This is a genomic window from Mumia zhuanghuii, assembly GCF_042681565.1.
In the GTDB taxonomy this organism is placed as follows: Bacteria; Actinomycetota; Actinomycetes; order Propionibacteriales; family Nocardioidaceae; genus Mumia.
In genome coordinates, this window is sequence record NZ_JBHUFT010000008.1 from 1,988,301 (window position 1) to 2,010,034 (window position 21,734).

At 70.6% G+C, this 21,734-nt stretch carries 16 protein-coding genes; 6 read left to right on the top strand and 10 right to left on the bottom strand.

Annotation, left to right across the window (positions count from 1 at the left end; all coding sequences use genetic code 11):
• Positions 1-90 precede the first annotated feature (90 nt).
• The gene (locus ACFSDF_RS18025) at positions 91-2,757 is read left to right on the top strand and encodes a DEAD/DEAH box helicase (RefSeq protein WP_167250630.1); all 2,667 of its coding nucleotides are present in this window, start codon (positions 91-93) and stop codon (positions 2,755-2,757) included.
• A 52-nt stretch (positions 2,758-2,809) separates the two neighbouring features.
• On the opposite strand, the gene ACFSDF_RS18030 is transcribed toward ACFSDF_RS18025, so the two are convergent.
• The 4 genes from ACFSDF_RS18030 to ACFSDF_RS18045 form a co-directional block, all read right to left on the bottom strand.
• Positions 2,810-5,893 (bottom strand): M14 family zinc carboxypeptidase, encoded by a 3,084-nt coding sequence (locus ACFSDF_RS18030; RefSeq protein ID WP_377158601.1) that lies wholly within the window; start codon positions 5,891-5,893, stop codon positions 2,810-2,812.
• 107 nt (positions 5,894-6,000) lie between these two features.
• The gene (locus ACFSDF_RS18035; RefSeq protein ID WP_377158603.1) at positions 6,001-6,429 is read right to left on the bottom strand and encodes a TA system VapC family ribonuclease toxin; all 429 of its coding nucleotides are present in this window, start codon (positions 6,427-6,429) and stop codon (positions 6,001-6,003) included.
• Complete coding sequence (locus ACFSDF_RS18040) at positions 6,426-6,659, bottom strand: ribbon-helix-helix domain-containing protein (protein ID WP_167003234.1); 234 nt, start codon at positions 6,657-6,659, stop codon at positions 6,426-6,428. Before ACFSDF_RS18040 ends, ACFSDF_RS18035 begins: the two co-directional genes overlap by 4 nt.
• 18 nt (positions 6,660-6,677) lie before the next feature.
• Positions 6,678-7,643 carry a hypothetical protein gene (locus ACFSDF_RS18045; protein ID WP_377158605.1) on the bottom strand — a complete coding sequence of 322 codons (966 nt, stop codon included), beginning with the start codon at positions 7,641-7,643 and terminating at the stop codon, positions 6,678-6,680.
• A 141-nt stretch (positions 7,644-7,784) separates the two neighbouring features.
• Between ACFSDF_RS18045 and ACFSDF_RS18050 the strand changes: the two genes are divergently transcribed.
• The 3 genes from ACFSDF_RS18050 (at position 7,785) to ACFSDF_RS18060 (ending at position 11,193) form a co-directional block, all read left to right on the top strand.
• A complete protein-coding gene (locus ACFSDF_RS18050; RefSeq protein ID WP_167003230.1) occupies positions 7,785-8,888 on the top strand; it encodes an NAD(P)H-binding protein in 1,104 nt (367 codons plus the stop codon).
• Positions 8,889-9,003: 115 nt separating this feature from the next.
• A complete protein-coding gene (locus ACFSDF_RS18055; protein ID WP_167003228.1) occupies positions 9,004-10,434 on the top strand; it encodes an MFS transporter in 1,431 nt (476 codons plus the stop codon).
• A 9-nt stretch (positions 10,435-10,443) separates the two neighbouring features.
• Positions 10,444-11,193, top strand: a complete 750-nt coding sequence (locus tag ACFSDF_RS18060; protein ID WP_377158608.1) for a VOC family protein — start codon at positions 10,444-10,446, stop codon at positions 11,191-11,193.
• A gap of 26 nt (positions 11,194-11,219) precedes the next feature.
• Here the strand turns inward: ACFSDF_RS18060 and ACFSDF_RS18065 are convergent, their stop codons facing one another.
• Together ACFSDF_RS18065 and ACFSDF_RS18070 are read right to left on the bottom strand one after the other, a co-directional pair.
• Positions 11,220-11,375, bottom strand: coding sequence for a hypothetical protein (locus ACFSDF_RS18065; protein ID WP_167003224.1), 156 nt, complete (start codon positions 11,373-11,375; stop codon positions 11,220-11,222).
• A gap of 7 nt (positions 11,376-11,382) precedes the next feature.
• Entirely contained in the window at positions 11,383-12,075 is a 693-nt protein-coding gene (locus tag ACFSDF_RS18070; protein WP_167003222.1) for a phosphotransferase, read from the bottom strand.
• 117 nt (positions 12,076-12,192) lie between these two features.
• Between ACFSDF_RS18070 and ACFSDF_RS18075 the strand changes: the two genes are divergently transcribed.
• Positions 12,193-12,474, top strand: coding sequence for a hypothetical protein (locus ACFSDF_RS18075; RefSeq protein WP_167003220.1), 282 nt, complete (start codon positions 12,193-12,195; stop codon positions 12,472-12,474).
• Positions 12,475-12,645: 171 nt separating this feature from the next.
• Positions 12,646-17,355 (top strand): family 78 glycoside hydrolase catalytic domain, encoded by a 4,710-nt coding sequence (locus ACFSDF_RS18080; protein ID WP_377158611.1) that lies wholly within the window; start codon positions 12,646-12,648, stop codon positions 17,353-17,355.
• A gap of 23 nt (positions 17,356-17,378) precedes the next feature.
• Here the strand turns inward: ACFSDF_RS18080 and ACFSDF_RS18085 are convergent, their stop codons facing one another.
• From ACFSDF_RS18085 to ACFSDF_RS18100, 4 genes are read right to left on the bottom strand one after another with little or no spacing between them, the layout of a single operon-like run.
• On the bottom strand, positions 17,379-18,350 hold the full coding sequence (locus ACFSDF_RS18085; protein WP_377158613.1) for an SIS domain-containing protein: 972 nt from the start codon (positions 18,348-18,350) through the stop codon (positions 17,379-17,381).
• The gene (locus ACFSDF_RS18090) at positions 18,350-19,717 is read right to left on the bottom strand and encodes a hypothetical protein (RefSeq protein ID WP_377158615.1); all 1,368 of its coding nucleotides are present in this window, start codon (positions 19,715-19,717) and stop codon (positions 18,350-18,352) included. Before ACFSDF_RS18090 ends, ACFSDF_RS18085 begins: the two co-directional genes overlap by 1 nt.
• A complete protein-coding gene (locus tag ACFSDF_RS18095; protein ID WP_377158617.1) occupies positions 19,686-21,059 on the bottom strand; it encodes a glycosyltransferase in 1,374 nt (457 codons plus the stop codon). The genes ACFSDF_RS18090 and ACFSDF_RS18095 overlap by 32 nt, the downstream gene beginning before the upstream one ends.
• The gene (locus tag ACFSDF_RS18100; RefSeq protein WP_167003213.1) at positions 21,052-21,693 is read right to left on the bottom strand and encodes a TetR/AcrR family transcriptional regulator; all 642 of its coding nucleotides are present in this window, start codon (positions 21,691-21,693) and stop codon (positions 21,052-21,054) included. Before ACFSDF_RS18100 ends, ACFSDF_RS18095 begins: the two co-directional genes overlap by 8 nt.
• Positions 21,694-21,734: the final 41 nt, after the last annotated feature.

Consider the following 21,734-nt stretch of genomic DNA (forward strand, 5'->3'; position numbering starts at 1 on the left):
GTCGCTGACAGGATCGCGCGTGTCGGGGCGTCGGGGTGCGTCACTAGCCTTGCGTGGGGAACCCGCCGATGCTCAAGCCCGTGAGAGGTCATGAACCGAGACGAACGCAAGCAGCTGCGCACCCTCGCGAGCGAGGTCGAGGGCTGGACGGCAGCTGCGCAGGCGGTCACGGCGCAACGCGAGGACGACGAGGCGCGGGTGCGCGAGCTCGTCCGCGCGTTGCGAGCGCGCGCCGTCACGGTCGCGTACGACGGTCGTGCCGCGTGGCGCGTCGTTCCGCTGTGTCGCGACGATGCTCCGCTGCTGGAGCTGCTCGCTCATCGGGCGAACCTGCCGGCGCTGGAGGCTGCCGACCGCACGATGATCCAGGAGCTGGACGGGGGCCGCGAGATCGTCGAGACGGTCGCCGCGCTCGTCTCGTCCCGACGCTTCTTCGCCGGCCGTGAGCGCAAGGCAGAAGCGGCGGCGTCCGCAGATCAGCTCCGGGCACTGCACGCGTGGGGGACGGGCAGCGACGTCGCCGAGCGGCTCGCGCGGCTCGCGCGCTCATCCGGGCGGTACGACGCGACCAGCCTCGCCGCACCCGACCTGCTCGAGCCCGCGTTCGGCCTGGTCGGCGCGCTCTCCGACCTCGGTCATTCACCCGAGATGCTGCCCGGCGCGGCGCTGCACCGCCTCCCCGGAGCGGTCGACGCGCTCACGTCTGCGGTCCAGGCCGAGGCCGCGTACCGGGACGCGGCGAAGGACGCCGGCGAGGCCGTACGCAAGGCCGACGTCCATCGGCTGCTGTCCGACATGTCCGTCGAGGGGCTCAAGGAGGCGACCCGCGACCGGCTCCGGCTCGGGCCGCTGCGCGACGCCCGGATCACGACCGTCCAGCAGGTGCTCTCCGCGGGCCGGCTCGTCGAGACGCTCCCCGGTCTCGGCCCGACCACGGGCATGCAGATCGTCGGCGCCGCCCGCACGATCTGGCAGATCACGTACGACGAGACGCCGGTGCGCATCGACGTGGTCCGCAGACACTCCGAGACGACCCGGCTGCTGCACCACCTCGCGAACTGGGACTCCGCACGGCGGACGAGGGGCGCGTCCGCAGACCTCGTCCGCAGCCAGGAGCTCGCTGCGTTGGCCGACGCGATGGGCGAGCACGTGAGTCACGTCCTCGTCTTCGGGATCGCGGGGCGAGAGGCGGCCGAGCTGCTCGCCGGTGCCGACCGGGTCGTACGACGGGCGGCGCTGATCGCGAACGGCGACGGCGGCTCCGCGCACGCGATGCCGTCGGACGATCCCTGGGACGACTTCCTCGCGCGTCCTGCGGACTACTTCGCGATGCTCGGCGAGCTCGGCTTCCTGATCGAGGACGACGAGAAGACGCACGGCGACCTTCCCGACGAGATCATCGAGGCCGTGCGCGCGCTCGAGCTGAGAGGCGACGACCTTGACGCGTCGCTGCGCGGCTACCAGAGCTTCGCGGCGCGGTTCGCGCTGGTGCAGCGCAAGGTGATCATCGGTGACGAGATGGGCCTCGGCAAGACGGTCGAGTCATTGGCCGTGCTCGCCCACCTTCGCAGCACGGGAGCCGCCACGCACTTCCTCGTGGTCTGCCCCGCAGCCGTCGTCACCAACTGGACCCGCGAGGTCACGAGCAAGTCGACGCTGACGGCATACCGGGTCCACGGCCCGGGACGTGACGAGGGCGCCCAGGCGTGGGTACGCGGAGGCGGCGTCGCCGTTACGACGTACGAGACGCTCGGTCGCCTCGATCCCTACCTGGAGCAGGTCGACGAGATCGGGTGCGTCATCGTCGACGAGGCGCACTACATCAAGAACCCGGATGCGCAACGGTCACAGCGGACCGCCGCGCTGCTCGACCGCAGCGAGCGCGCCGTCCTCCTGACCGGGACACCGCTGGAGAACCGCGTCGAGGAGTTCCGCAACCTGGTCGGCTACGTCCGTCCCGATCTCGTCGTCCATGCGAACGAGCTCGCGCCCCACCGGTTCCGGCGTCAGGTCGCGCCCGCCTACCTGCGGCGCAACCAGGAGGACGTCCTCGACGAGCTGCCCAAGCTCGTCGAGGTCGACGAGTGGCTCCCGATGACGCGCGACGACGAGCGGACCTACCGCGCCGCGGTCGTCGAGGGCAACTTCATGGCGATGCGGCAGGCGGCGATGCTCGGGCAGGACAGCCAGAAGATGGAGCGGCTGTGCGACGTCGTCGAAGAGGCCGAGGCGAACGACCGCCGCGTGATCGTCTTCTCGCACTTCCGTGAGGTCCTCGCACGCGTGGCACGTGAGCTTCCGGGTCCCGTCTTCGGTCCGTTGACGGGGTCGGTGCCCGCGGCCGCGCGCCAGGACATGGTCGACAAGTTCGCCGCCGCCGGCAACGGCGCGGTCCTGGTCGCGCAGATCGTGGCCGGCGGCGTCGGGCTCAACATCCAGGCGGCCTCGGTCGTCGTCATCTGCGAGCCGCAGCTCAAGCCGACGACCGAGGCCCAGGCAGTGGCGCGTGCTCATCGGATGGGACAGCTGAAGTCCGTCCAGGTGCACCGGCTGCTGTCGGAGGACGGGGTGGATCGCCGCATCACCGAGATCCTGGCCCAGAAGCGGAGGCTGTTCGACGAGTTCGCGCGGGTGAGCGACACCGCGGAGAGTGCGCCGGAGGCGGTCGACATCTCGGAGGCCGAGCTGGCGCGCGAGGTCGTCGCCGCCGAGCGGGTCCGGTTGCTGACACGAGACACCGGTGAACAGGGGCAATGACGAGGGGCCGGCCACCCTCCGGTGACCGGCCCCTCAGCTCAGTGCAGCGAGATCACCGCCGCACCTTGATCGTCACCACCTTCTTGGCCGAGGTGAGGTTGGCGTTGCCCAGGTAGGTCACGGTCACCCGCCTGGTGCCCTGGGACAGGCGCGGCAGCGTGATCGCGCCCTTGCCCTCGGCGTTGATCTGGACGGCGTAGGACCTCCTGCCCACCGTGACGACGGCCGCGCCGGTGGCGTTGACGCCCTTGGGCTCGACCCTGAGGGCGAGCCTCGCGCGCGTCCTCGTCGTGACGTGCTGGGGCGACACCGCAACCGACAGGGCTGCGGTGGCCTTCGTCACCTTGAGCGCCACGGGCGGCGAGGTGCTCGCCGCCAGCTCGGCACTGCCCCCGTACGTGGCGGTCAGCAGGTGGTTGCCGACCGACCCGATCGCCGCCAGCCGGACCTTCGCACGGCCGTCCGCATCGATCTCCGCCGACCCGGCGGCTTCGCCGTCGACATAGACGGTGACGACGCCCGACGGGGTCGGCTGGTCGCCGGCTCCCGGTGCCGTGACGTGGATCGCGGCGGTGACCCCGGTCTTCCCCGCGACGACCGTCGTACGGTTGAGCGTCAACGCGGTCGCCGACGCGGGCAGGGGCTCCTCGTACCCGATCTCGGCGATCCAGGTCCGGTAGTTGCCCTCGCGTCCCGGGATGAAGTGCCGCTCGACGTTGCCGCGGCTGTCGACGGTGATCCAGCGGATCTCCGCCCCTTCGTCGACCTTGATCCGCTCGCCGCCCTCGCGCAGGCCGGCCGCGGCGTACATGGTCGACCTCAGGTTCGGAACCGTGCCGTCGGTCGTGTAGAAGACGCTCGCCGGCTCGTTGGTGGCGAACTCGACGTTGACCTTGCCCTCGACGGTGCTGGAGGTCACCTTCACCTCGCTGACCGGCGTCACCGTGTCGGTTTCGTGGTCACGCGCGATCCGCAGCATCTCGATCAGACCGTTGGAGAACTCCATCGCCTCCTGGTGCGCACCCGGTCCGGTCGGCGTCTCGGCCTCGAACGGCGGCTGGAACGTCGAGCCGACCTCGAAGTCCCAGGCAAAGATGCCGTACTTGTACCAGAGCATGTCGCCGGAGTTGCCCGCCGCCGAGTAGAGCGTGTCGACCACGCGCCCGGTCCGTGCCGGTGTCACCGACATGCCCCGGTGCCGCTTGATCGCGGTGAGGATGCGCGACGACGCACCTTGGAAGAGCGACTCCTCCTCCAAGGTGGGCTCCGGAGCGGTGACCCGCCCCGGCACCTGGTAAGCGGCCGGCGACCACATGAAGTAGTTGCCGGAGCTGTGCACGTTCATCGACCACTTGATGTTGGGCCGCGCGGCGACCCAGTCGACGTTGCGCGCCTCGGGCTCGCTCAGCTCCGCCGGACCGGCGAACGTCCCGCTGGTGCAGCTCGGCGACGCTCCCGAGTAGCCGTCGAACAGGCTGTACTCGTCGTAGTTGCGGTTGACGTCGACGCCCCATGAGTCGCGGGAGTTGGCGTCGACGTTGCCGCCCGCCGCGCAGTGGTTGACCATGTTCTTGCGCTGCGAGCTGAAGTCGTAGAACGAGTAGTGACCGCCGTCGGGGTTGACCGACGGGAGCACCCAGATCTCGAGGTTGTCGACCAGATCCTTGGTCGCCGGGTGCGACGCGTAGTTGCGCAGCAGCCGCTCGGCGGTCTCGATCGTGACCAGCGGCGGCACCCACTCGCGCGCATGCTCCTGCGCGTAGTAGAAGACGCCCGGCTTCGAGCCGTCCCGCACCTTGCCGATCTTGATCGCGTACACCGGGTGCTGCGCGCGGGAGACGGTCGCCGGCGCATCGAGCCCGTCGGTGAGGGTGGTCGCCCCGGTTGCCGGCACGATGCCGTCGCCGATGTTGCCGCGGTAGGTGTACGCCGACACGAGCGCGCTCGCAGAGGCGTCGGCGTTGAGGGCGGCGGCGACCTGCGCGGCCGTGCTCGTGGCCGTACCGCCGGAGTCGGTCGCCGAGGTGACCGTGATCGCCTTGTCGGAGACGGAGACCGTCAGCGGCTGGTCGGGCGTGGCCGGGTGCTTGACCGCGACGGTGATGCCGTTGCCGCCCTCGGACCCGTACGCCTTCGAGTCGACGCCGATACGCCGCGGGTGGTCCGCAGCCGCCGTGCCTGCGGGGATGACGGCCTGAGCCAGGCGCCGGTAGCCGTTGGTCTGGTGCGGCAGCTCGACGATCTCGGCCAGGTCGGGGAAGTCCGTCGCCAGCTGCTTGATCCGGTCGTACAGCTGGGTCGGATCGAGGTACGAGCTGACGAAGTCCTCCTGGTAGCCCGCGCCCTTGAACGGGTCGGGCTCGTCGCCCGTGGGCAGCCAGTCGGTCACCTTGGCGATCGCCACGTCACCGGTCGGGCTGGTGATCCGGATCCGGTCCGGACGCGTCGTCACCGCCTGCTCGCCCGTCGTCGGGCTCGCCCCGCGGTGGTAGAGGTAGACGTCGGCGTCGACGAAGCGGTTGATGGTCTGCGAGCCGCCGCTGCCGAACGCCGTCCCCGGGCCACTGTCGCGCTCGACTGTGAGGACGTCGGTGGCGTTCTGCCCGTTGGCCCACTTGGCCTCGACCGAGAGCACGGGGACGCCGAACGCGGTGAAGTACTGCGCGCGCGTGATCTTCACGTCGGAGACGTCCGGGTGGGTCGCCTCGTCCGCGAACGCCGTGTTCTCGGCCTTGGCCGCGGCGACCGTCGCGTCGCGCTCGGCGAGCGCGGTCTCGGTGTCCTTCTCGGTGTAGAGGACCTCGCCTGCCTCGAAGCCGGCCTTCTCCAGCGCCTCGAGCTCGTGGGGTGTGACGATGGCGCGGACCTCGAGGCCGTCCGGGCGCTGCTCGACGCCGTGGTCGAGGTCGACGCCGGTCGCCACGAGCCGGTCGAGCTCAGCGGTGCCCGGCACGGTGATCTCGACGACCGAGGGCACCTCGTCGGGGAGGCGTTCGAGGGTGACGGTGTCGGATGCGGGTGGGGACGGATCGGCGAAAGCCGCCGGTACGGTCGTGCTGGCGGCGATCAGGCTCGGCACCGTGAGCGCGAGCGCGACAGCGGTGACCTTCCTGCGCAGGGTTGAGGATCTTGGCATGGGGGCGACATCCTTTTTCTGGAGGTGAAGAAGGCGGATGGCGACACCGTAGAGTGAAATGGATCACACTGCCCGTCGTAGGCCGCGAGGGCCGTTCGAGGGGTCGCTCAGAGCACGACGAGGTGGTCGTTCGTCGCTCCGGGCACCGCGGACACCGGGATCGCGCGGTCGAACGTCACGAACCTCCCGCCGTGTGCGACCGCGGTCGCGAGGAGGTAGAGGTCGGTGACCTGGCGCGGCCCGTGGATCCGACGTGGGTCGACGAACGTCTCGTCGAGCAGGCTGCGGTCGCTGGGCCAGAACTCGTGGTGCTCGGTGCTGCACGCCCGGGCCAGCATCTGGATCGCCTGCGCGACCGGGACCGGGCTCGGGTGTTGCGGCTGGCCGACCACGCGGACGAACCCGTTCTGGGTCAGCGGGCAGGACGCCCAGCCCTGTGTGATCTCGGCCGTCAGCCAGTCACGGGCACGGGCGTGATCGGCGTGGTCGCGGTCGAACAGAGCGAGCAGCACGTTGACGTCGAGGAGCGCCCTCACTCGCCGATCTCCTCGCGCAGCTCGTCCACCAGCGCGTTGGAGACGACGGGGCCTCGGTGCGGCAGGGGAGAGAAGCCGAAGAAGCCCTCGTCGGGCTTCATGTCGACCGAACGGGTGAGCGACTCGCGGACGAGGTCTGAGACGACTGCGCCGGCGCTGCGTCCCTCGCGCCGCGCCCGCTCCTTGACCGCGCGAAGCACGTCGTCGTCGATGTCAAGAGTGGTGCGCACGCACATGATGCTAACGCATCACCTGCGACCGAAGGGGTCGCTCTCGCCCGGCCACCATCGCTCAACCGGGCCGAGGTCCTCGGCGAACGGCGTGCGCCAGGCGAGATGCCCGAGGATCGCGATCACGTACTGGTCGAACGACATGCCGTACGTCGTCGCGCGCGACCTGAGCTCGGCATGGAGGCCGTCGGGCATCCCCTGCACCGAGAAGCTGACGTTCTCGCCCTGTCGGATGGCGGCGTGCTCGCGCCAGAGGAAGCGGTCCTGGTCGCGGTCGAGCGGGTCGTACATGAGCTCGGCGAGGGGAGGGAGCGGGTCGCAGAAGAGGGACGGGTCCTCGAGCTTGGCCTGTGCGATCGCGCGCAGAAGGTCCGCGGGACGCGCATCCAGGCCGCGCTCTTCGAACCCCCACCACTCCTGCTTGCGGTAGTGGTCGGCCAGCAGCTCGGAGATCCGCGCGATGTGGTCGGGGGACACCTCAGGCTCGTCCACCCGTCCTGCGACGACGGCTCCGCCGGTCCAGCGGAGGCCAACGAGCCCGTACGGCGGGATCGTCGGGAGCCATCCGGACGGGCCGACGAGCGTCTCGTCTCCGAACGGGGACGTGGAGACCGGCAGAGGTCGCCCGTGCTCGTGCTCCTCGCGCACGATCATCTCGATCGGGAGGAGTGAGGTGCCCCCGCGGACATCGACGCGCTCCGTGGTGGTGGCGCGCACCCGCTGGGTGAAGACGCATCCGTCGAGCACGGAGGCGAGATGGCTCACCGTCCCGTCGGGATGGCCGACCAGCATCAAGGTCTCGGTGACCGCGTTGAGCACGTCGGCGTCGCGGATCGTGAGGTCAGGACGGCGGCGTCGCACGTCGACGGTGAGCTGGCCGACCGGGGTCCGTGGCGCGAACCGCACCATCTCGGCCAGCTCGTCGCCGAGGTCGTGGAGGAACCGGGCGAATGCGCCGGTGTCGGCGTTGTTGGGGATCGTCATGCATGCAGGGTGTGTCCGCCTGGGAGCCTCGGCTGGCGCTGTCCACAGGGGCCGTCCGGTGGCCATGACCTGGGTGTGGAGAAGCCGGATCTTCGGCCGAAGGGCTCCCCGAGATGCGCAATAAGATATACGATCTGCCCCATGGCCTACAGCACGATCACCTCCCTCGACGCGACCTCCGCTCAGCAGCGCAGTCACGAGCTGCGCACGCGTCTCCTCTCCAGCACCTCGGGCACCTATGCGACCGGCCCCACCGGCAGCGGCAACGGTGAGCGCGTCCTCGTGCTCGGCGGCACCGGATACATCGGCCGCGCGCTCGTGCCGGAGCTGGCCCGGCGCGGATACAAGCCTGCGGTGCTGGCACGCGACGCGGCGGTGAAGAACGATCCGGTCTTCCTCGACGCCGGCGCGGAGATCGTGTCCGGAGACGCCACGCGCCCCGAGGACGTCGAGAACGCCGTCGCGGCGGCGCCGACGGCCGTGGTCGTGTCGCTGCTCAGCGGTCGCCGCCCGAACGACGCCGAAGAGTGCAAGCTCGTCGACTACGACGCGGTCATGAACGGCATCCGTTCCGCCGTCGGCCACCAGGTGCAGCAGTTCATCCACGTCAGCGACTACGGCGCGTACCGGCCCGAGCTGATCCCGCAGGTCTACAAGCTGCAGGTCGAGGGCGAGCTCATGGGCCAGCACCACGGCGCGCTGCCGTGGACGATCGTGCGGCCGACGGCGTACTACCCATACCTGTCGATGACGTTCGGTGACGTCAAGAACGGTCTGCCGTACCGGATCTTCGACCACGGCGAGTACAACGTCGTCAACCCGATCGCGCGTGAGGACCTCGCCGAGTTCCTCACCAACCAGGTGCTCTCGCCGGAGGCGCTCGGTCGCGTGCTCCCCGTCGGTGGACCCTGGCAGGCCGACAACGTGGTCACGCTCAAGGACGCCGGCCAGATGATGTTCGACGTCACCGGACGCGACCCGCAGTGGGACGTCGTGCCCATGACGACCTGGGACAAGAAGATCGCGCGCCTGCAGCGCATCGGCAAGTACAGCAAGAAGGTCGCGCCGGTCGCGTACTACCTCGAGGCCGCAAAGTACTGGTCGGTCGTCGATCACGTCGCCCCGGCGTACGGGACGCGCACGCTGCGCGAGTTCATGGAGAAGCTCAAGGACCGGGAGTTCCCGACCGGCAGCTTCCGCGAGCGGATGAAGAGCGGCACGGCTGTGATGCCGACCGACATCTGAGTCGCCTCCCGTCGCTAAAGGGTCGCGCCTCACCCTCCTAAGTTGGACAGCGCAGTACGAGTTGGTGTATGCCTGGAGTATCTCGTACTTGCGTGTCCAACTTAGGAGGAGTGTCATGGCGACCTCCGCACACCCGTCCGACGGCCCGACGGGCCAGGCTTCGACCCCGTACCCGCAGCGCTGGCTCGCGCTCGCCCTGCTGGGCATCGCGCAGTTCATGCTCATCCTCGACGTCACCGTCGTGGCGATCGCGCTGCCGCACATGGGTGCCGACGTGGGCCTCAGTCGCGAGGAGCTGACCTGGGTCGTCAGCGCGTACACCCTGACCTTCGGCGGGCTGATGCTCCTCGGAGGGCGTCTCGCCGACCTCATCGGGCCCAAGGCGCTCGTCTTCGCCGGGCTCGCCGTGTTCACGATCGCGTCGCTGGTCACCGGCGCCGCGGAGGAGGCGGGGACCGTCCTCGCGGGCCGTGTCGGCCAGGGGCTCGGTGCGGCGATGCTCTCGCCCGCTGCCCTCTCGGCGGTCGTGCGCATGTTCGACGGCGACGAGCGCAACCGTGCCCTGGGGATCTGGTCCGCCCTCGGCGGAGGCGGCGCCGCGGTCGGTGTCCTCGTCGGTGGTGTGCTGACCGCCGGCCCGGGCTGGCCGTGGGTGTTCTACGTGAACGTCCCGATCGGCGCGATCGTGCTCGTCGTCCTCGCGCGCGTGCTCCCCAGTCTGCCGCCGGCGGGCCTCGGCGCCTCCCGGCGACCGGACGTCCTCGGTGCGGTGCTCGTCACCGCGGCGACCGGCACCCTGATCTACGCGATGATCGACGCCGGGGACGACGGCTGGCTGGAGCCGCGGACGTTGACCCTCTTCGCCGTCTCCGTCGTGCTCTACCTGGCGTTCGGCCTCTGGCAGCGGATCGCCCCCTCACCTTTGATGGACCTGCACCTGCTCGCGCGCAGGCCGGTCAGCTCCGGCATCTTCGTCATCGCGATCACGACGGCCCTGATGGTGGCGGTGTTCTTCCTGGGCTCGTTCTACCTCCAGGGGCGCGCGGACCTCGGTCCGCTCGCGACGGGGCTGCTGTTCCTGCCCGTCGCGCTGGCGACCATGGCGGGAGCCCAGATCGGTGGCCGGCTCATCGGCCGTACGGGCGGACGCGCGCTCGGGGTCGGCGGGATGCTCCTCGCCGCCGCGGGTCTCGCCGTCCCGGTGCTCTGGACGACGACCGTCGGCGTGGTCGTCGGCATCAGCGTAAGCGCGGCTGGGCTCGGGACGCTGTTCGTGGTGGCGTCAGCCACGGCGCTCGGCATGGTGGCACCGCACGAGGCGGGCATCGCCTCCGGCATCGTCTCCACGTTCCACGAGTTCGGCGCGTCGCTCGGGGCGGCGGTCGTGTCGAGCGTCGCCGCCGCCAGCCTGGTCGACCAGACCGCCTCGGGATACACCGCGGCGTTCCTGGTCGCCGCCGTCGCCGCCGCCGTCTCGGCAGCGGTTGCCGGGCTTGTCCTGCCCGGGAGGGTGAAGACCGCCCCGGAGGAGGCTGTCGCCCGATAGGTTCCGGGCATGGAGAGTGCCGGGCGCGTCGTCGCCCTCAACCACGTAGGCATCAGCGTCGCGGACCTGGAGGCGGCACGCCGCTTCTGGATCGGCGGCCTGTCGGCGCACGAGCACGGGGCTTTCGGGTGGCCGGTCGGGACGGCCCCGGCGGACGAGTCGCTCGCGACCGAGGGCACGTCGGCCGAGGTGATCCTGCTTCGTACGGACGCCGCGTTCATGGAGCTCTTCGGGTTCGCGTCGCCGACCCCTGGCGTACGGAGTCCGGGATCGCCCGGCGTCAAGGGCCTCGTCTGGGCGGCGGTCGACCCTGACGCGACGTACGCGCAGGCGGTCGACGCCGGCGGTACCCCGTCGGGCGCGCGCCGCGTACGGTGCCCGGACGGCACGCCGGTGACGGTGGTCGCCAGCGACGGGCCGACGGGTCTCGTCGGTGTCCTCGTCCAGGTCCCCGACGCCGAGGCGCACGCACTTCCGACGGTTCCCGGCCCTGTCGCCGTCGAGGTGTCGGGAGGCGCCGACGAGCCGCGGGCCCGCCCGGTCGACCTCGGCGTCAACCACCTCTGCCTCGACGTCACGGACATCGACGGCGTACGGCAGAAGGTCGCCGGGACGACGTGGCACCACGACGTCACCGAGTCCAGCGGTGGCATCGCGGCCGTCTGCTACGGCACGACGAGCGACGGTGTCCTCGTCGAGCTCCTGGAGTCGCGCACGCCGGACGCGTTCCTGTCACGCACCCGGCTCGCGTACCCGTAGGGCTCGCCGCTGGTCCCGCGCGCGCCTCAGTCGCGCCCGCCCCGCCAGGCCGCGACGACGGCGGTGATCCCGGCAAGGCCGGGGAGCACGACGGTGACCGTCCCGAGCCAGACCGGGACGACGGTCTCGTAGGCCTCGCCGCCCAGCGTGGCGACCGTCAACCCGACGCAGGTGGCGACCACTAACAGTTCAGGACGACAGGTGCGCAGTGTCGCGGCGATAGAGCGCCGCGTCGTCGTGGAGGAAGGCGTCGCCCAGCCGTTCGGCTGCTGCCGCAGTGAGGTCGGCGAGCTCGAGCAGCCGTGCCGGAACCATCGCCGAGACCTCGTCCGCCTCCAGGGCCGGGTCGTACAGGCGCGCTAGCTTTTCAAGTCGCCGACGCCGCTGGCGGTCGGTGAACCCATCGCCCAAGTCGGCGGTCGAGAGCGGCACGATCCGGTACGCGAGGTAGGCGAGATCCCATACCCGCGGGCCCGGCGACGCGAAGTCCCAGTCGATGGCGCCGATGGCGCGGCCCTCGTCGAACACGAGGTTGTACGGCGCGAAGTCGTTGTGGCAGATGACCTCCGCGGGTTGGCGCACGGGGGACCGCCACGGTCCCGACCTCGGTGCGCTCGCCGACGCGTCGTGAGCCCTACGAAGGAGCTCCACCGTCGACTCGAGCGCAAGGTCTCCCCACACCCAGTCCGGCATGGGGTAGGCGGGGACGGTGCCTTCGAGGTAGGTGAGCCGTTCCCGCCCGTCCGGCATGATCTCGAGGGGCTCCGGGACCCCCGCCAGGCCGGCCGCGTTGAGCGTTCTCAGGAGCGCGTGGACCGCCTCCGACCACGCACCCGCCGGGCGTACGACCGTGCCGCCCTCCCGGGTCACGTGGCTCCTCATGACCGCAGGGTAGCCGCCGTCCGTACCGGCGGGTTGTCCACCCAGCGGACACTCGCTTGAACGCGGGCGCATCGCGACGAACGGTGGGAGGACCTGTTCACCACGGAAGGAGAGCTCATGCTCACCCTCACCGAGAACGCCAGCGACATCGTCACGACCCTGGTCAACAAGCAGGTCCCCTCTGAGAACGGGGGTCTCCGCATCAGCGGACCGGGTGCGGAGGGCTTCGCCATCGCCGCCGTACTGGCAGGCGAGCCTGGTGACACGCTCGTCGAGTCGGGTGAGGCCAAGGTCTACCTCGAGGACGGCGCCTCTGCGGTGCTGGACGACAAGATCCTCGACGCCCAGGTCACGCCGGACGGCAACGTGCAGTTCCAGATCGCGGAGCAACCGCGCTAGAGGACGAAGGGCCGCCCGCACTCGACTCGGGTCGAGGGCGGGCGGCCTCTGCTGTCCAATGGTCGGAGCCCCGTCGCGCGTGTTGGCCGCAACCGGTCACTTCTGTTGTCCGCGTCATATCAGGTGTGGTTACGTTCCCTCGTTGAATCGTTTTAATTCCTGAGGAGAATCGTGCCGAAGCCCGCGTCGGAACGCCGACCGCTCGATCGGGGTCGTGTCGCTGCGGCTCTCGTCGTGGTGCTTGCCCTGCTCTTTCCCGCGCTGAACGCCGCCCCCGCGGTCGGAGCAGCACCGACCGCGTCGCCGAAGGGCGTGAAGCTCGTCGACCTCGAGGTCGAGAAGAAGTCGACGCCGATCGGACTCGATGTCGAGAAGCCGAGGTTCAGCTGGGTGATCTCGACGAAGCAACGCGACGTCAGGCAGACGTCGTACCGCCTGAGGCTCGCCACCACGGAGAAGCGCCTCACCGGCAACCGGACGAGCTGGGACAGCGGCACCGTACGGTCGCAGGAGTCGGCGAACGTCGCGTACGACGGTCCGGCCCTCGACCCTGCGACCCGCTACCACTGGCGCGTCGACGTCGTGACGAGCGCGGGCAAGGCCGGCGCGACGAGCACGTTCCGCACCGGACTGCTCGGAGAGACAGACTGGGCCGGCAGCGCGTGGATCGGCAACGAGCGCGTGGCGGAGACCGACTCGCTCGACCCGAGGGGCGCCTCGTGGATCTGGACTCCGGAGGCAACCACCCCGGTCGCGCCCGCGGAGCCCCGCGCGTTCCGCTCCACGTGGGACGCGCCGGAGGGAAAGACGGCGATCAGCGCCGAGATCCTCCTCACCGCCGACGACCTGTTCCGCGTCTGGCTCAACGGCTCGCTCCTCGGTGAGACCAGCGGCGCGGAGAACGAGTGGCAGCAGTCGCACCTCTACAAGGTCGCGCTGCGGCCGGATCGCAACGTCCTCGCCGTGCGCACCGACAACGGGCCCGGATCGCCCGCCGGCCTGATCGCCAAGATCCGGACGACGTGGTCCGACGGCTCGACGACGGTCACGACCACCGACACCTCCTGGAAGGCGAGCAAGCAGGTCACGGACGGATTCCAGGAACCCGGTTTCGATGACAGTGCGTGGGCGCCGGCTGTGGTCCAGGCCGCGTACGGCAGCGGCCCGTGGGGGAGCGGCGTCCGCCCGCCTGCGAAGAAGACCGCTCCTGCGCCGCTCCTGCGCAAGGAGTTCTCCGTCGGCAAGAACCTCACTGCGGCGACGCTCTTCGTCGCGGCGGGCGGCTATGCCGACGTCAGCGTCAACGGTGCGCCGATCAGCAAGGATGTGCTGTCGCCGGGGTTCACCGACTTCGACGACCGCGCACAGTACGTCGGCACCGACTTGACCGACCAGCTCCAGCCCGGCAAGAACGCGCTGGGCGTCGAGCTCGGTCGCGGCTTCTACGGGATGACCGGCGGCAATGTCTGGCGGTGGGAGTCGCCGCCGTGGCACGACGAGCCCGTCACCCGTGCGGTCCTGCGGCTCGAGTACGCGGATGGGACCACTAAGAACGTGGTGACCGACGACTCCTGGACGATCCACGACGGCCCGACGGTCTTCGACGACCTCTTCGCCGGCGAGACGTACGACGCGCGCCTGGTGCAGGACGGGTTCGACGAGGTCGGGTTCGACGACGCGGCATGGAAGCATGCGAGCGAGGTCGACGGACCGAAGGGCACGCTGGTCAACCAGCGGCAGCAGCCGATCCGTGTCACTGAGTCGCTGCCTGCCGAAGAGATCACGGAGCCCGCCGACGGCGTGTACGTCGTGAAGTTCCCCCGGGTCCTCGCCGGATGGGTCGAGCTCACCGCTAAGGGCGCCGCAGGCACGACGATCAAGGCGCAGTACGGCGAGAAGCTCAAGGCCGACGGCCGACCGAACTTCTCCAACAACGGAGGCTTCCAGTCCGGCTTCCAGACCGACCGCTTCATCTTGGCCGGCACAGGGGAGAAGGAGTCGTGGGAGTCGCAGTTCTCCTACAAGGGCTTCCAGTACGTCGAGGTCACCGGGTGGCCGGGCGACGAAGCACCGCCGCTCAGCGCGTTCACGGCCAAGGCGGTGCACACCGACGCCGCGGAGACCGGATCGTTCGAGAGCTCCAGCCGGATCATGAACGACGTGCACCGTGCTGTCGTCGACACGCTCAAGAACAACATCCACGGGATCCCGACCGACACCCCGATGTTCGAGAAGAACGGGTGGACCGGTGACGCGGCCGTCGGCGCCGAGATGTTCATGATGAACCTCGACGTCCACGAGCTCTTCGCCAAGTGGACGACCGACATGAACGACACCCGCGACGCCGAGGGCGCGCCGATGGTGATCGCGCCGAGCTCCGGCAGCTGGGGGGAGTGGGGCGTCGCGCCGCCGTGGCACTCCGCGTACGTGATGATCCCGTGGTGGCTCTATCAGTACGGCGGAGACACCCGCACGCTCACCCACTACTACGACGGCATGAAGAAGTACGTCGACCTCGAGTTCGGTCGCTCCGCGGACGGGCTCGTGACCAATCCCCGCCTGGGTGACTGGGTGAGCCCTGAGGCGAGCCCAGCCGGTGGCAACGCACCCGAGGACACGCGGGTCTCGGGTACGGCGTACCTGTACGCGATGCTGACGTCGATGGAGCGCTCGGCCCGGTTCCTCGGCAAGGACGCCGATGCCGACGCCTTCGCGAAGAACGCCGCCGTCGTGAAGAAGACCTTCAACGACCGCTTCCTCGACCGCGCCGCCGGCTCTTACCGCGGCAACGGCGACCGCGGCTACCGACAGACGCACAACGTGCTCGCGCTCGCGTTCGGGCTGGCCCCGGACGAGGCGACCGCGAAGACGGCCGCGGCAAGCATCGTCGCTGACGTCAAGGACAAGGGCATGCACCTCAACACGGGTGTGCTCGGCACGAAGTACCTCTTGCCGGTCCTCACCGACCACGGTTACGCCGACATCGCGTACGAGCTCGCCACGCAGACGACGTATCCCAGCTGGGGCTTCATGACCGAGAACGGCGGCACGTCGATGTGGGAGCACTGGGCGCTCGACGCCCGCTCCCGCGGCCACTACTTCCTCGGCACGGTCGACGACTGGTACTACCACGACGTGGCGGGCATCAGCCCGTCGGAGGAGACCGGCTACCGCAACGTCTCCATCGCCCCGGCGGTCACCGACAAGATGGACTGGGCACGCGCCTCGACCAAGACGCCGTACGGTCCGGTCAGCAACAGCTGGCGGCGCAGCGGCGACCGCCTCACGATGGATGTCGACGTGCCGGTCGGCTCCACCGCGACCGTGCGCATCCCTGCCGCGAACGCGCTCGCCGTCACCGAGGGAGGGCGTGCGGTCGCCGACGCCGAGGGTGTCCATGACGTGTCGTACGCCGGCGGCGACGTCGTCGTCGAGGTCGGCTCCGGCTCGTACGCGTTCGTCTCCGACGATCAGGCCGGCCTCGTCGGGGACGTGAAGGACCGCATCGGGGAGCTGCGGACGAGCCTGCGCGACGTCAGTGGTGGGCGTGCGGCGATGCTCGCGCTTGCCCGCGTCGCGGCGTCCGGCGCGGACGCCTCCGCCACGGCGGCTCTTGCGCATGCCCGTCAGGACCGCGACGAGAAGGCGGCCGACGCGCTCGTCCTCGCGCACCACGCCCTGAAGCCGCTCGACCACCTGATCGCCTCGGCGGGTCTGTCGGACAGCGACGAGCAGAAGGTACGCGCGGCGCTCGAGGGCGCGCGCGGCGCCACATCCGTCGCCGTGGCGGACCTGCTCGAGCTGTCGTTCCGCGCGACGGCACCGGACACCGCCGTACGACCCGGTGACGACGTCGCCGTGACAGTGACGGCGAGCAACGGCGGGCGGCGTCAGTCGAGCGACATCACCGCCTCTGCTGTCGAGCTGCCTGACGGGTGGGCAGCCGGGAAGCCGGTGACGCTCGCGAAGAAGCTCGCCCCGGGCGAGCAGAAGAGCACGGACCTCACCGTCACCGTCGACGAGGAGCAGAAGCCGGCCTCGGTCACGGCGTCGGCACGGGTCGGCTTCGTGGTCTCCGGCGCACACCTGGCGGTCTCGAAGCGCTTCACGGTCGGTGTCGCCTCTCCGGTCGCGCTGGATGAAGTCGTCGTGACGCCGAGCGAGGTCCGCCCCGGTGGGGAGGCAACGGTGACCACGCGCGTCCGCAACCTGGGCCGGGTGCCCGTCACCGGCTCGGTCGAGGTCGGGGTCCCGAAGGGCTGGACCGTGCCGGAGCCCGTGGACGTCGAGGTGGCAGCGGGTGGCGAGGAGACGGTGTCGCTGTCCGTGGCTGTTCCCCGCGACACCGAGCGGGCCCGCGCCCAGCACTCGCTCGACGTGGCGTTCACCCGCGACGGCGAGAAGCTCGCCACCGGCAGCGGGACGGCGGTGGTCGTGATCGATCCGTCGGTCGCGGATGCGATCGACCACGTCGACCTCGGGGCGGCGTCCTCGGAGCAGGCGCACGGTCTGACGGCATCCAGCTCGTCCGGAACGAGCAACGAGGCAGGGCTGACGCGGCGGTACGCGGGTCACCTCACGCCGTTCTCGCACTTCGCGTTCGACCTCGAGATCGAGCCCGGCAAACCGTTCGTGCTCCGCGCGGTCGAGACGTACGACCGAGCGCAGACCAAGCGCTACAAGGTCTACGTCGACGGCGAGGAAGTACTGCTGCGGACGCACCAGCGCACCGTGGGCGCCGGCACCGAGACGCACGAGGTCGTCGTGCCGGCAGCGCTGGCCGCGGCGGACGGGACCGTGCGTGTGAAGTTCGAGAACCAGGACGACCCGGCGTACTACGACCCCTCGATCGCCGACGTCTGGTCGCGACCGCTCGGGTAGGGCGGCGCGGCGCAGGCCTACACCTAGGCCTGCGCCTGCGCTTGCCACCGCCGTGCGGCGACGAGCTCCATCACGAGCGTCTCGCTCAGCAGCCGCACGTCGTCGTCCTCGTCGCCACGGAAGCGCACGGCCACGGTGGCCGTCGGGAGGTCCTCGCCGACGGACACGATCGTCGTGCCCCGGGGGTCGGTCCACTCGCGTACGCCGTCGATCCAGCGGGAGCCGCCGAACAGGACGAGCCGGTAGTCGGTGTTCTTCGTCAGATAGACGTCGACGTGCGCCCAGTCGCCGGTCTCGCAGCCGATCGCCGCGAGACGCGGGCCTTCACGCAGCATGAGCGCCGACTGCTGCGCCGAGCTGAGCCGCCGTGCCGGTGCCGCGAGGTGCGTGCCGTCGGGGCCGAGCGCCGCCTCCGTCACCGCAGGCAGCCACGCGGACTCGCGGTCGAGCAGGTCTGCCGAGGCGTCGGCAGCAGCACGGACGGTCGCGGCCGGCATCACGGTGCCGCTCAGCCCCGCCTCGAGCGCGAGGAACAGCGCGAGCGTGTGCTGGAACGACCGGCACGCGACACCGCCGTGCTCCGGGCCGGCCAGCATCGGGACGATGACGTCCGCGCGCTCGGCCAGTGCCGACGACTCGACGTTGGTCACGCCCACCACCCGGGCGCCGGAGTCTGCGACGCGGTCGAGCGCGTCGAGGGTCTCCCGCGACCCGCCGGAGGCCGACACCGCGACCACGATCGTCCCAGGCCCCGTACGGGGAAGCAGATCGCTGCTCGCCAGCTCCGCGACGGCGCGGACTCCCCGTGCGCGCAGCCGTGCCGCGGCGACGCTCGACGCGTAGTGCGAGGACCCCATGCCCACGAAGACGAGGTCGGCCGACCGCGCATCGAGGCCGACCGGCGCCCACGGGTCGTCGTGCTCCAGCGCAGCGGCGAGCTCGGCCAGTCGCGCGGGCTTCTCCGCGAGGTCGGCGGCGAACGCGTCGGGGTTCATCAGGCAGGACCATCCTTCTTGGCGGCGACAACGGTGGAGTCTTCGTAGCGGTCACGCACGGCGCGGTCGGGCACGTAGCGCCAGTGCGGGAGGTGCCGTCCCGCGTACACGTACTCGCGGCACACCTGTCGCATTCTCATGGGCACGAGCAGGCGCTCGTCGAGGAGGTCCCCGCGTCCGGCCGCATCGAGGGTCGCGCGGTAGGAGGACAGGAACGCCTCGACCGCCGTCGTACGCCAGCGTTGGACTGCCGCCGGGTCGACGCCGGGCGTGCGGTGCCGCACCACGTACGCGACGTGGTCAAGGCTCTGCGCCATCCCGGCGACGTCGACCGCCGCGGGCTGCGGTGCGAGGCGTTCGGCTGGAGTCGCGACGGGGTTCCCGTCGAAGTCGGTCACGCGGTACGCCCCATCGGTGCCGTGCAGGACCTGACCGACGTGGAGGTCGCCGTGGATCGGGACGAGAGGGGTGCCGGCGGCGTGAGCGAGCGCGCCGAGGTCGCTCCGCAGTGCGTCAGCGTGGCGCTCAAGGCGCACGCGCTCTGCGCCGTCCATGAGGGCCAGCGCGTCGTCCAGGGTCGCGAGAGCCTCGGCGTGCCACGCCGCGGCGTGCTCGGCATCGGCAACCGGGGGAGAGGAGTCAGCGAGCCCAAGGTGCATCGCCGCGACGATCCCGCCGAGGGCAGCGCCGGGTGCGGTCGCGGAGTCGTGGAGCGAGGTGGCGCCGGACGCGTAGGCGACGGCGTCCTGGACAGCCCACTGCCATCCGTCGCGTGCGTCGGGCACGAGCGCGGTCACCATCGCGACCAGGCTGGGCGGGCTCTCGGGATCAGGCTGCCACTGCACCATGCCCCACGGCGTCGGCATCGCGTCGAACCCGGCCTCGACCAGCCGTGCGACCCTTACGGGCGCCGGGTCTGCGTCGTCGCTGACGCGGACGACCCACTTCACGACGGCCCCGCCGTCCGGCCCGTGGACGATGACCGACTCGTTGCTCTGGTCGACGTCGATCACTCGCTCCGCGGTGACGGGATGCCCGTCCCACCGGGTGAGGGAGAACGCGCCGTCGGACCCACGGCCGAGCGCCTCGACCAGCGCGAGCGCCGCACCGTCCCCGGGCGCCGCCCGCCGGACGCGGTCGCCGTCGAAGACGAGCGGCGCCGCGTACCTGCGACTGTCCGCGTCCTCGACCACGGTCAGCGTGACCGTCGCCGACAGCGAGGTCGCGGCGACCAGCGCGAGCGGGCCGCGGACCCGGCCCGCCTCCGCCGCGTGTCGCGCGGGGAGGACGTCGACCGGGTCCGCGGCCCGGACGGCTGCGGCGAGGTCGTCGATGTCAGGACTCCACGGCCGACGACTCCAGCGCATCGGCCAGCGTCGGGTCGGCAACGCGGCCGACGTGGTCCAGCCCGACCTTCTCGATCAGGTCCGCTCCCTTGCGCAGGCCGTCGCGCTCACGGATCCGCGCGCCGATCGTCTCCATCCGCGCACGCAGCTCGGTGTCGGCGAGCAGCGCCTCGACCGCGTCGACCAGCTCGGCGTCCTCGAAGCCGTACGTGTCGAGCCGTCGGCCGAAGCCGAGCTCGTCCACGCGCTGCGCGTTGTCGTACTGGTCCCAGAACAGCGGCAGCACGATCATCGGTTTGCCGAAGTGCAGCGTCTCGGTCGTGGTGTTGTTGCCGCCGTGCGTGATGACGAGGTCGACCTGCGGGATGACCTTGGTCTGCGGCACCATCTGCGCGCCGACCATCGTCTCCGGCAGCGTCAGCTCGTCGGCGCGCGGGCCCTTGCTCACGATGAAGCGGTGCCGGGTGGTCCCGAGGACGTCGACCAGCCGCTGCATGAGGCCGAGGTCGGCACCACCGAGCGAGCCGAGCGAGAGATAGATCAGCGCGGAGTCGTCGGGACGGTCGGCGACCTCGGTCGGCACGACGTAGTCCTCGTCGGTCTCGCGCACGCTGGAGTCGATCCGTGCCCACGTCTCGTCGAGCGGACGCACCCCGTCGTAGTCGGCCTCCTCGGGGAACACGTACAGGTTCAGCGTGTCGGAGGTGTGCAGGAACTCCAGGTCGGGCAGCGGGGGAGTGCCCTGCTCCTGGACCCAGGTGTTGAACGCCTCCCACATCTCGCGGTGGGTCTCCTCGAAGCGCTTGTCGTACGCGTCCCACTCGGCGCGGTCGGCGATCGGGTAGCCCGCGAACAGCGGCGGCAGGTCGGCGCTGCCACGCACCTCCAGCGGGTTGCACGAGACGATGCGGACGAACGGAGCGTCAGAGGTCATCAGCGCCGGGAAGGTGACGACGTTGTCCTCGACGATGACGTCGGGCTGGTGCTCGGCGATGATCGCGCGCAGCTGCGGCTCGCAGTAGACCGCGCCGTCGATGAGCGCCTGGTAGGTCGGCGCGACGAACGACTCGAGCTGCTCGACGGTGGGCTTGCGGAACTCCGGCGCGGTCTCGGCGATGAAGTCCGTCCAGAACTTGCCCGCGTCCTCCTCCTCGGCCTCGTCGGCTCCCTCGGCGGGCGCAGCGAGATAGACCAGCGCCTCGACGAAGCCGAGCGGCTCGAGCTTGCCCTTCCACGACGCCTCGGCCGCGAACACGACCTTGTGGCCGCGTCCGAGCAGGATGTCGCCGAGACCGACGCACTGGTTCGTCGGGCCGTACGCCGACTCGGGCATGAACAGGATCGTCAGGGCGCGGTCAGTCATCGGTGGGGGTCCCTTCGTCGTCAGGAGCAGCCTTGGTGATGAGCAGGTTGCCGGTGGCCAGCCTGGCGTAGTCGAGGAGCAGCTCGCACGCGACCTCGTGGTCGATCGTCGGGTGCCCGGCCATCATGCGGTAGCCGTACGCATCCTCGAGCGCGACGAGGTTGCGCCCGATCGTCAGCGAGTCCTGGCGCAGCTCGAACGCGCCACGGGCGGCGCCGGTCTCGAGGATCACCTGGTACATCGCGACCTGGCGGTCGTACAGGGAGGTCAGCAGCGCGCCGTACACGGGATGACGCCGCGCAGCGCCGCCGAGCTCGCAGAAGAGCCGCACCGCGTCGTCGTCGGCGTCGCTCGGCAGACCCGAACGGATCGTCCGGACCAGCTTCTCAGCGGGGTCCTCGATCGCCGCGAGCGTCCGCATGCGCTCGTCGTAGAAGCGCTCGGTGCCGGCGCGGTTCGCCTCCAGGATCAGGGACTGGACGTCCGGATAGTGGTACAGCACGGCACCGGACGTGAGGCCGGCCTGCTTGGCGATCTCGGTGAGCTTGACGTCGGCGCCGTGCGCGATGACCGCTTGCTGGGTCGCGCGGATGAGTGCGGCACGCCGGTCTTTCTGGCCCTGGGTCTTCGCCATCGGGCCCCCTTTGCGTCGTCATGCGAGTGGTGATTGTGCGC

What these genes read in the sequence shown, in the direction of transcription:
- ACFSDF_RS18025 (WP_167250630.1), top strand. Translation starts at nt 91, where the DNA reads ATGAACCGAGACGAACGCAAGCAGCTGCGCACCCTCGCGAGCGAGGTC.
- ACFSDF_RS18030 (WP_377158601.1), bottom strand. Translation starts at nt 5,893, where the DNA reads ATGCCAAGATCCTCAACCCTGCGCAGGAAGGTCACCGCTGTCGCGCTC.
- ACFSDF_RS18045 (WP_377158605.1), bottom strand. Translation starts at nt 7,643, where the DNA reads ATGACGATCCCCAACAACGCCGACACCGGCGCATTCGCCCGGTTCCTC.
- ACFSDF_RS18050 (WP_167003230.1), top strand. Translation starts at nt 7,785, where the DNA reads ATGGCCTACAGCACGATCACCTCCCTCGACGCGACCTCCGCTCAGCAG.
- ACFSDF_RS18055 (WP_167003228.1), top strand. Translation starts at nt 9,004, where the DNA reads ATGGCGACCTCCGCACACCCGTCCGACGGCCCGACGGGCCAGGCTTCG.
- ACFSDF_RS18060 (WP_377158608.1), top strand. Translation starts at nt 10,444, where the DNA reads ATGGAGAGTGCCGGGCGCGTCGTCGCCCTCAACCACGTAGGCATCAGC.
- ACFSDF_RS18070 (WP_167003222.1), bottom strand. Translation starts at nt 12,075, where the DNA reads ATGAGGAGCCACGTGACCCGGGAGGGCGGCACGGTCGTACGCCCGGCG.
- ACFSDF_RS18075 (WP_167003220.1), top strand. Translation starts at nt 12,193, where the DNA reads ATGCTCACCCTCACCGAGAACGCCAGCGACATCGTCACGACCCTGGTC.
- ACFSDF_RS18085 (WP_377158613.1), bottom strand. Translation starts at nt 18,350, where the DNA reads ATGAACCCCGACGCGTTCGCCGCCGACCTCGCGGAGAAGCCCGCGCGA.
- ACFSDF_RS18090 (WP_377158615.1), bottom strand. Translation starts at nt 19,717, where the DNA reads ATGCGCTGGAGTCGTCGGCCGTGGAGTCCTGACATCGACGACCTCGCC.
- ACFSDF_RS18095 (WP_377158617.1), bottom strand. Translation starts at nt 21,059, where the DNA reads ATGACTGACCGCGCCCTGACGATCCTGTTCATGCCCGAGTCGGCGTAC.
- ACFSDF_RS18100 (WP_167003213.1), bottom strand. Translation starts at nt 21,693, where the DNA reads ATGGCGAAGACCCAGGGCCAGAAAGACCGGCGTGCCGCACTCATCCGC.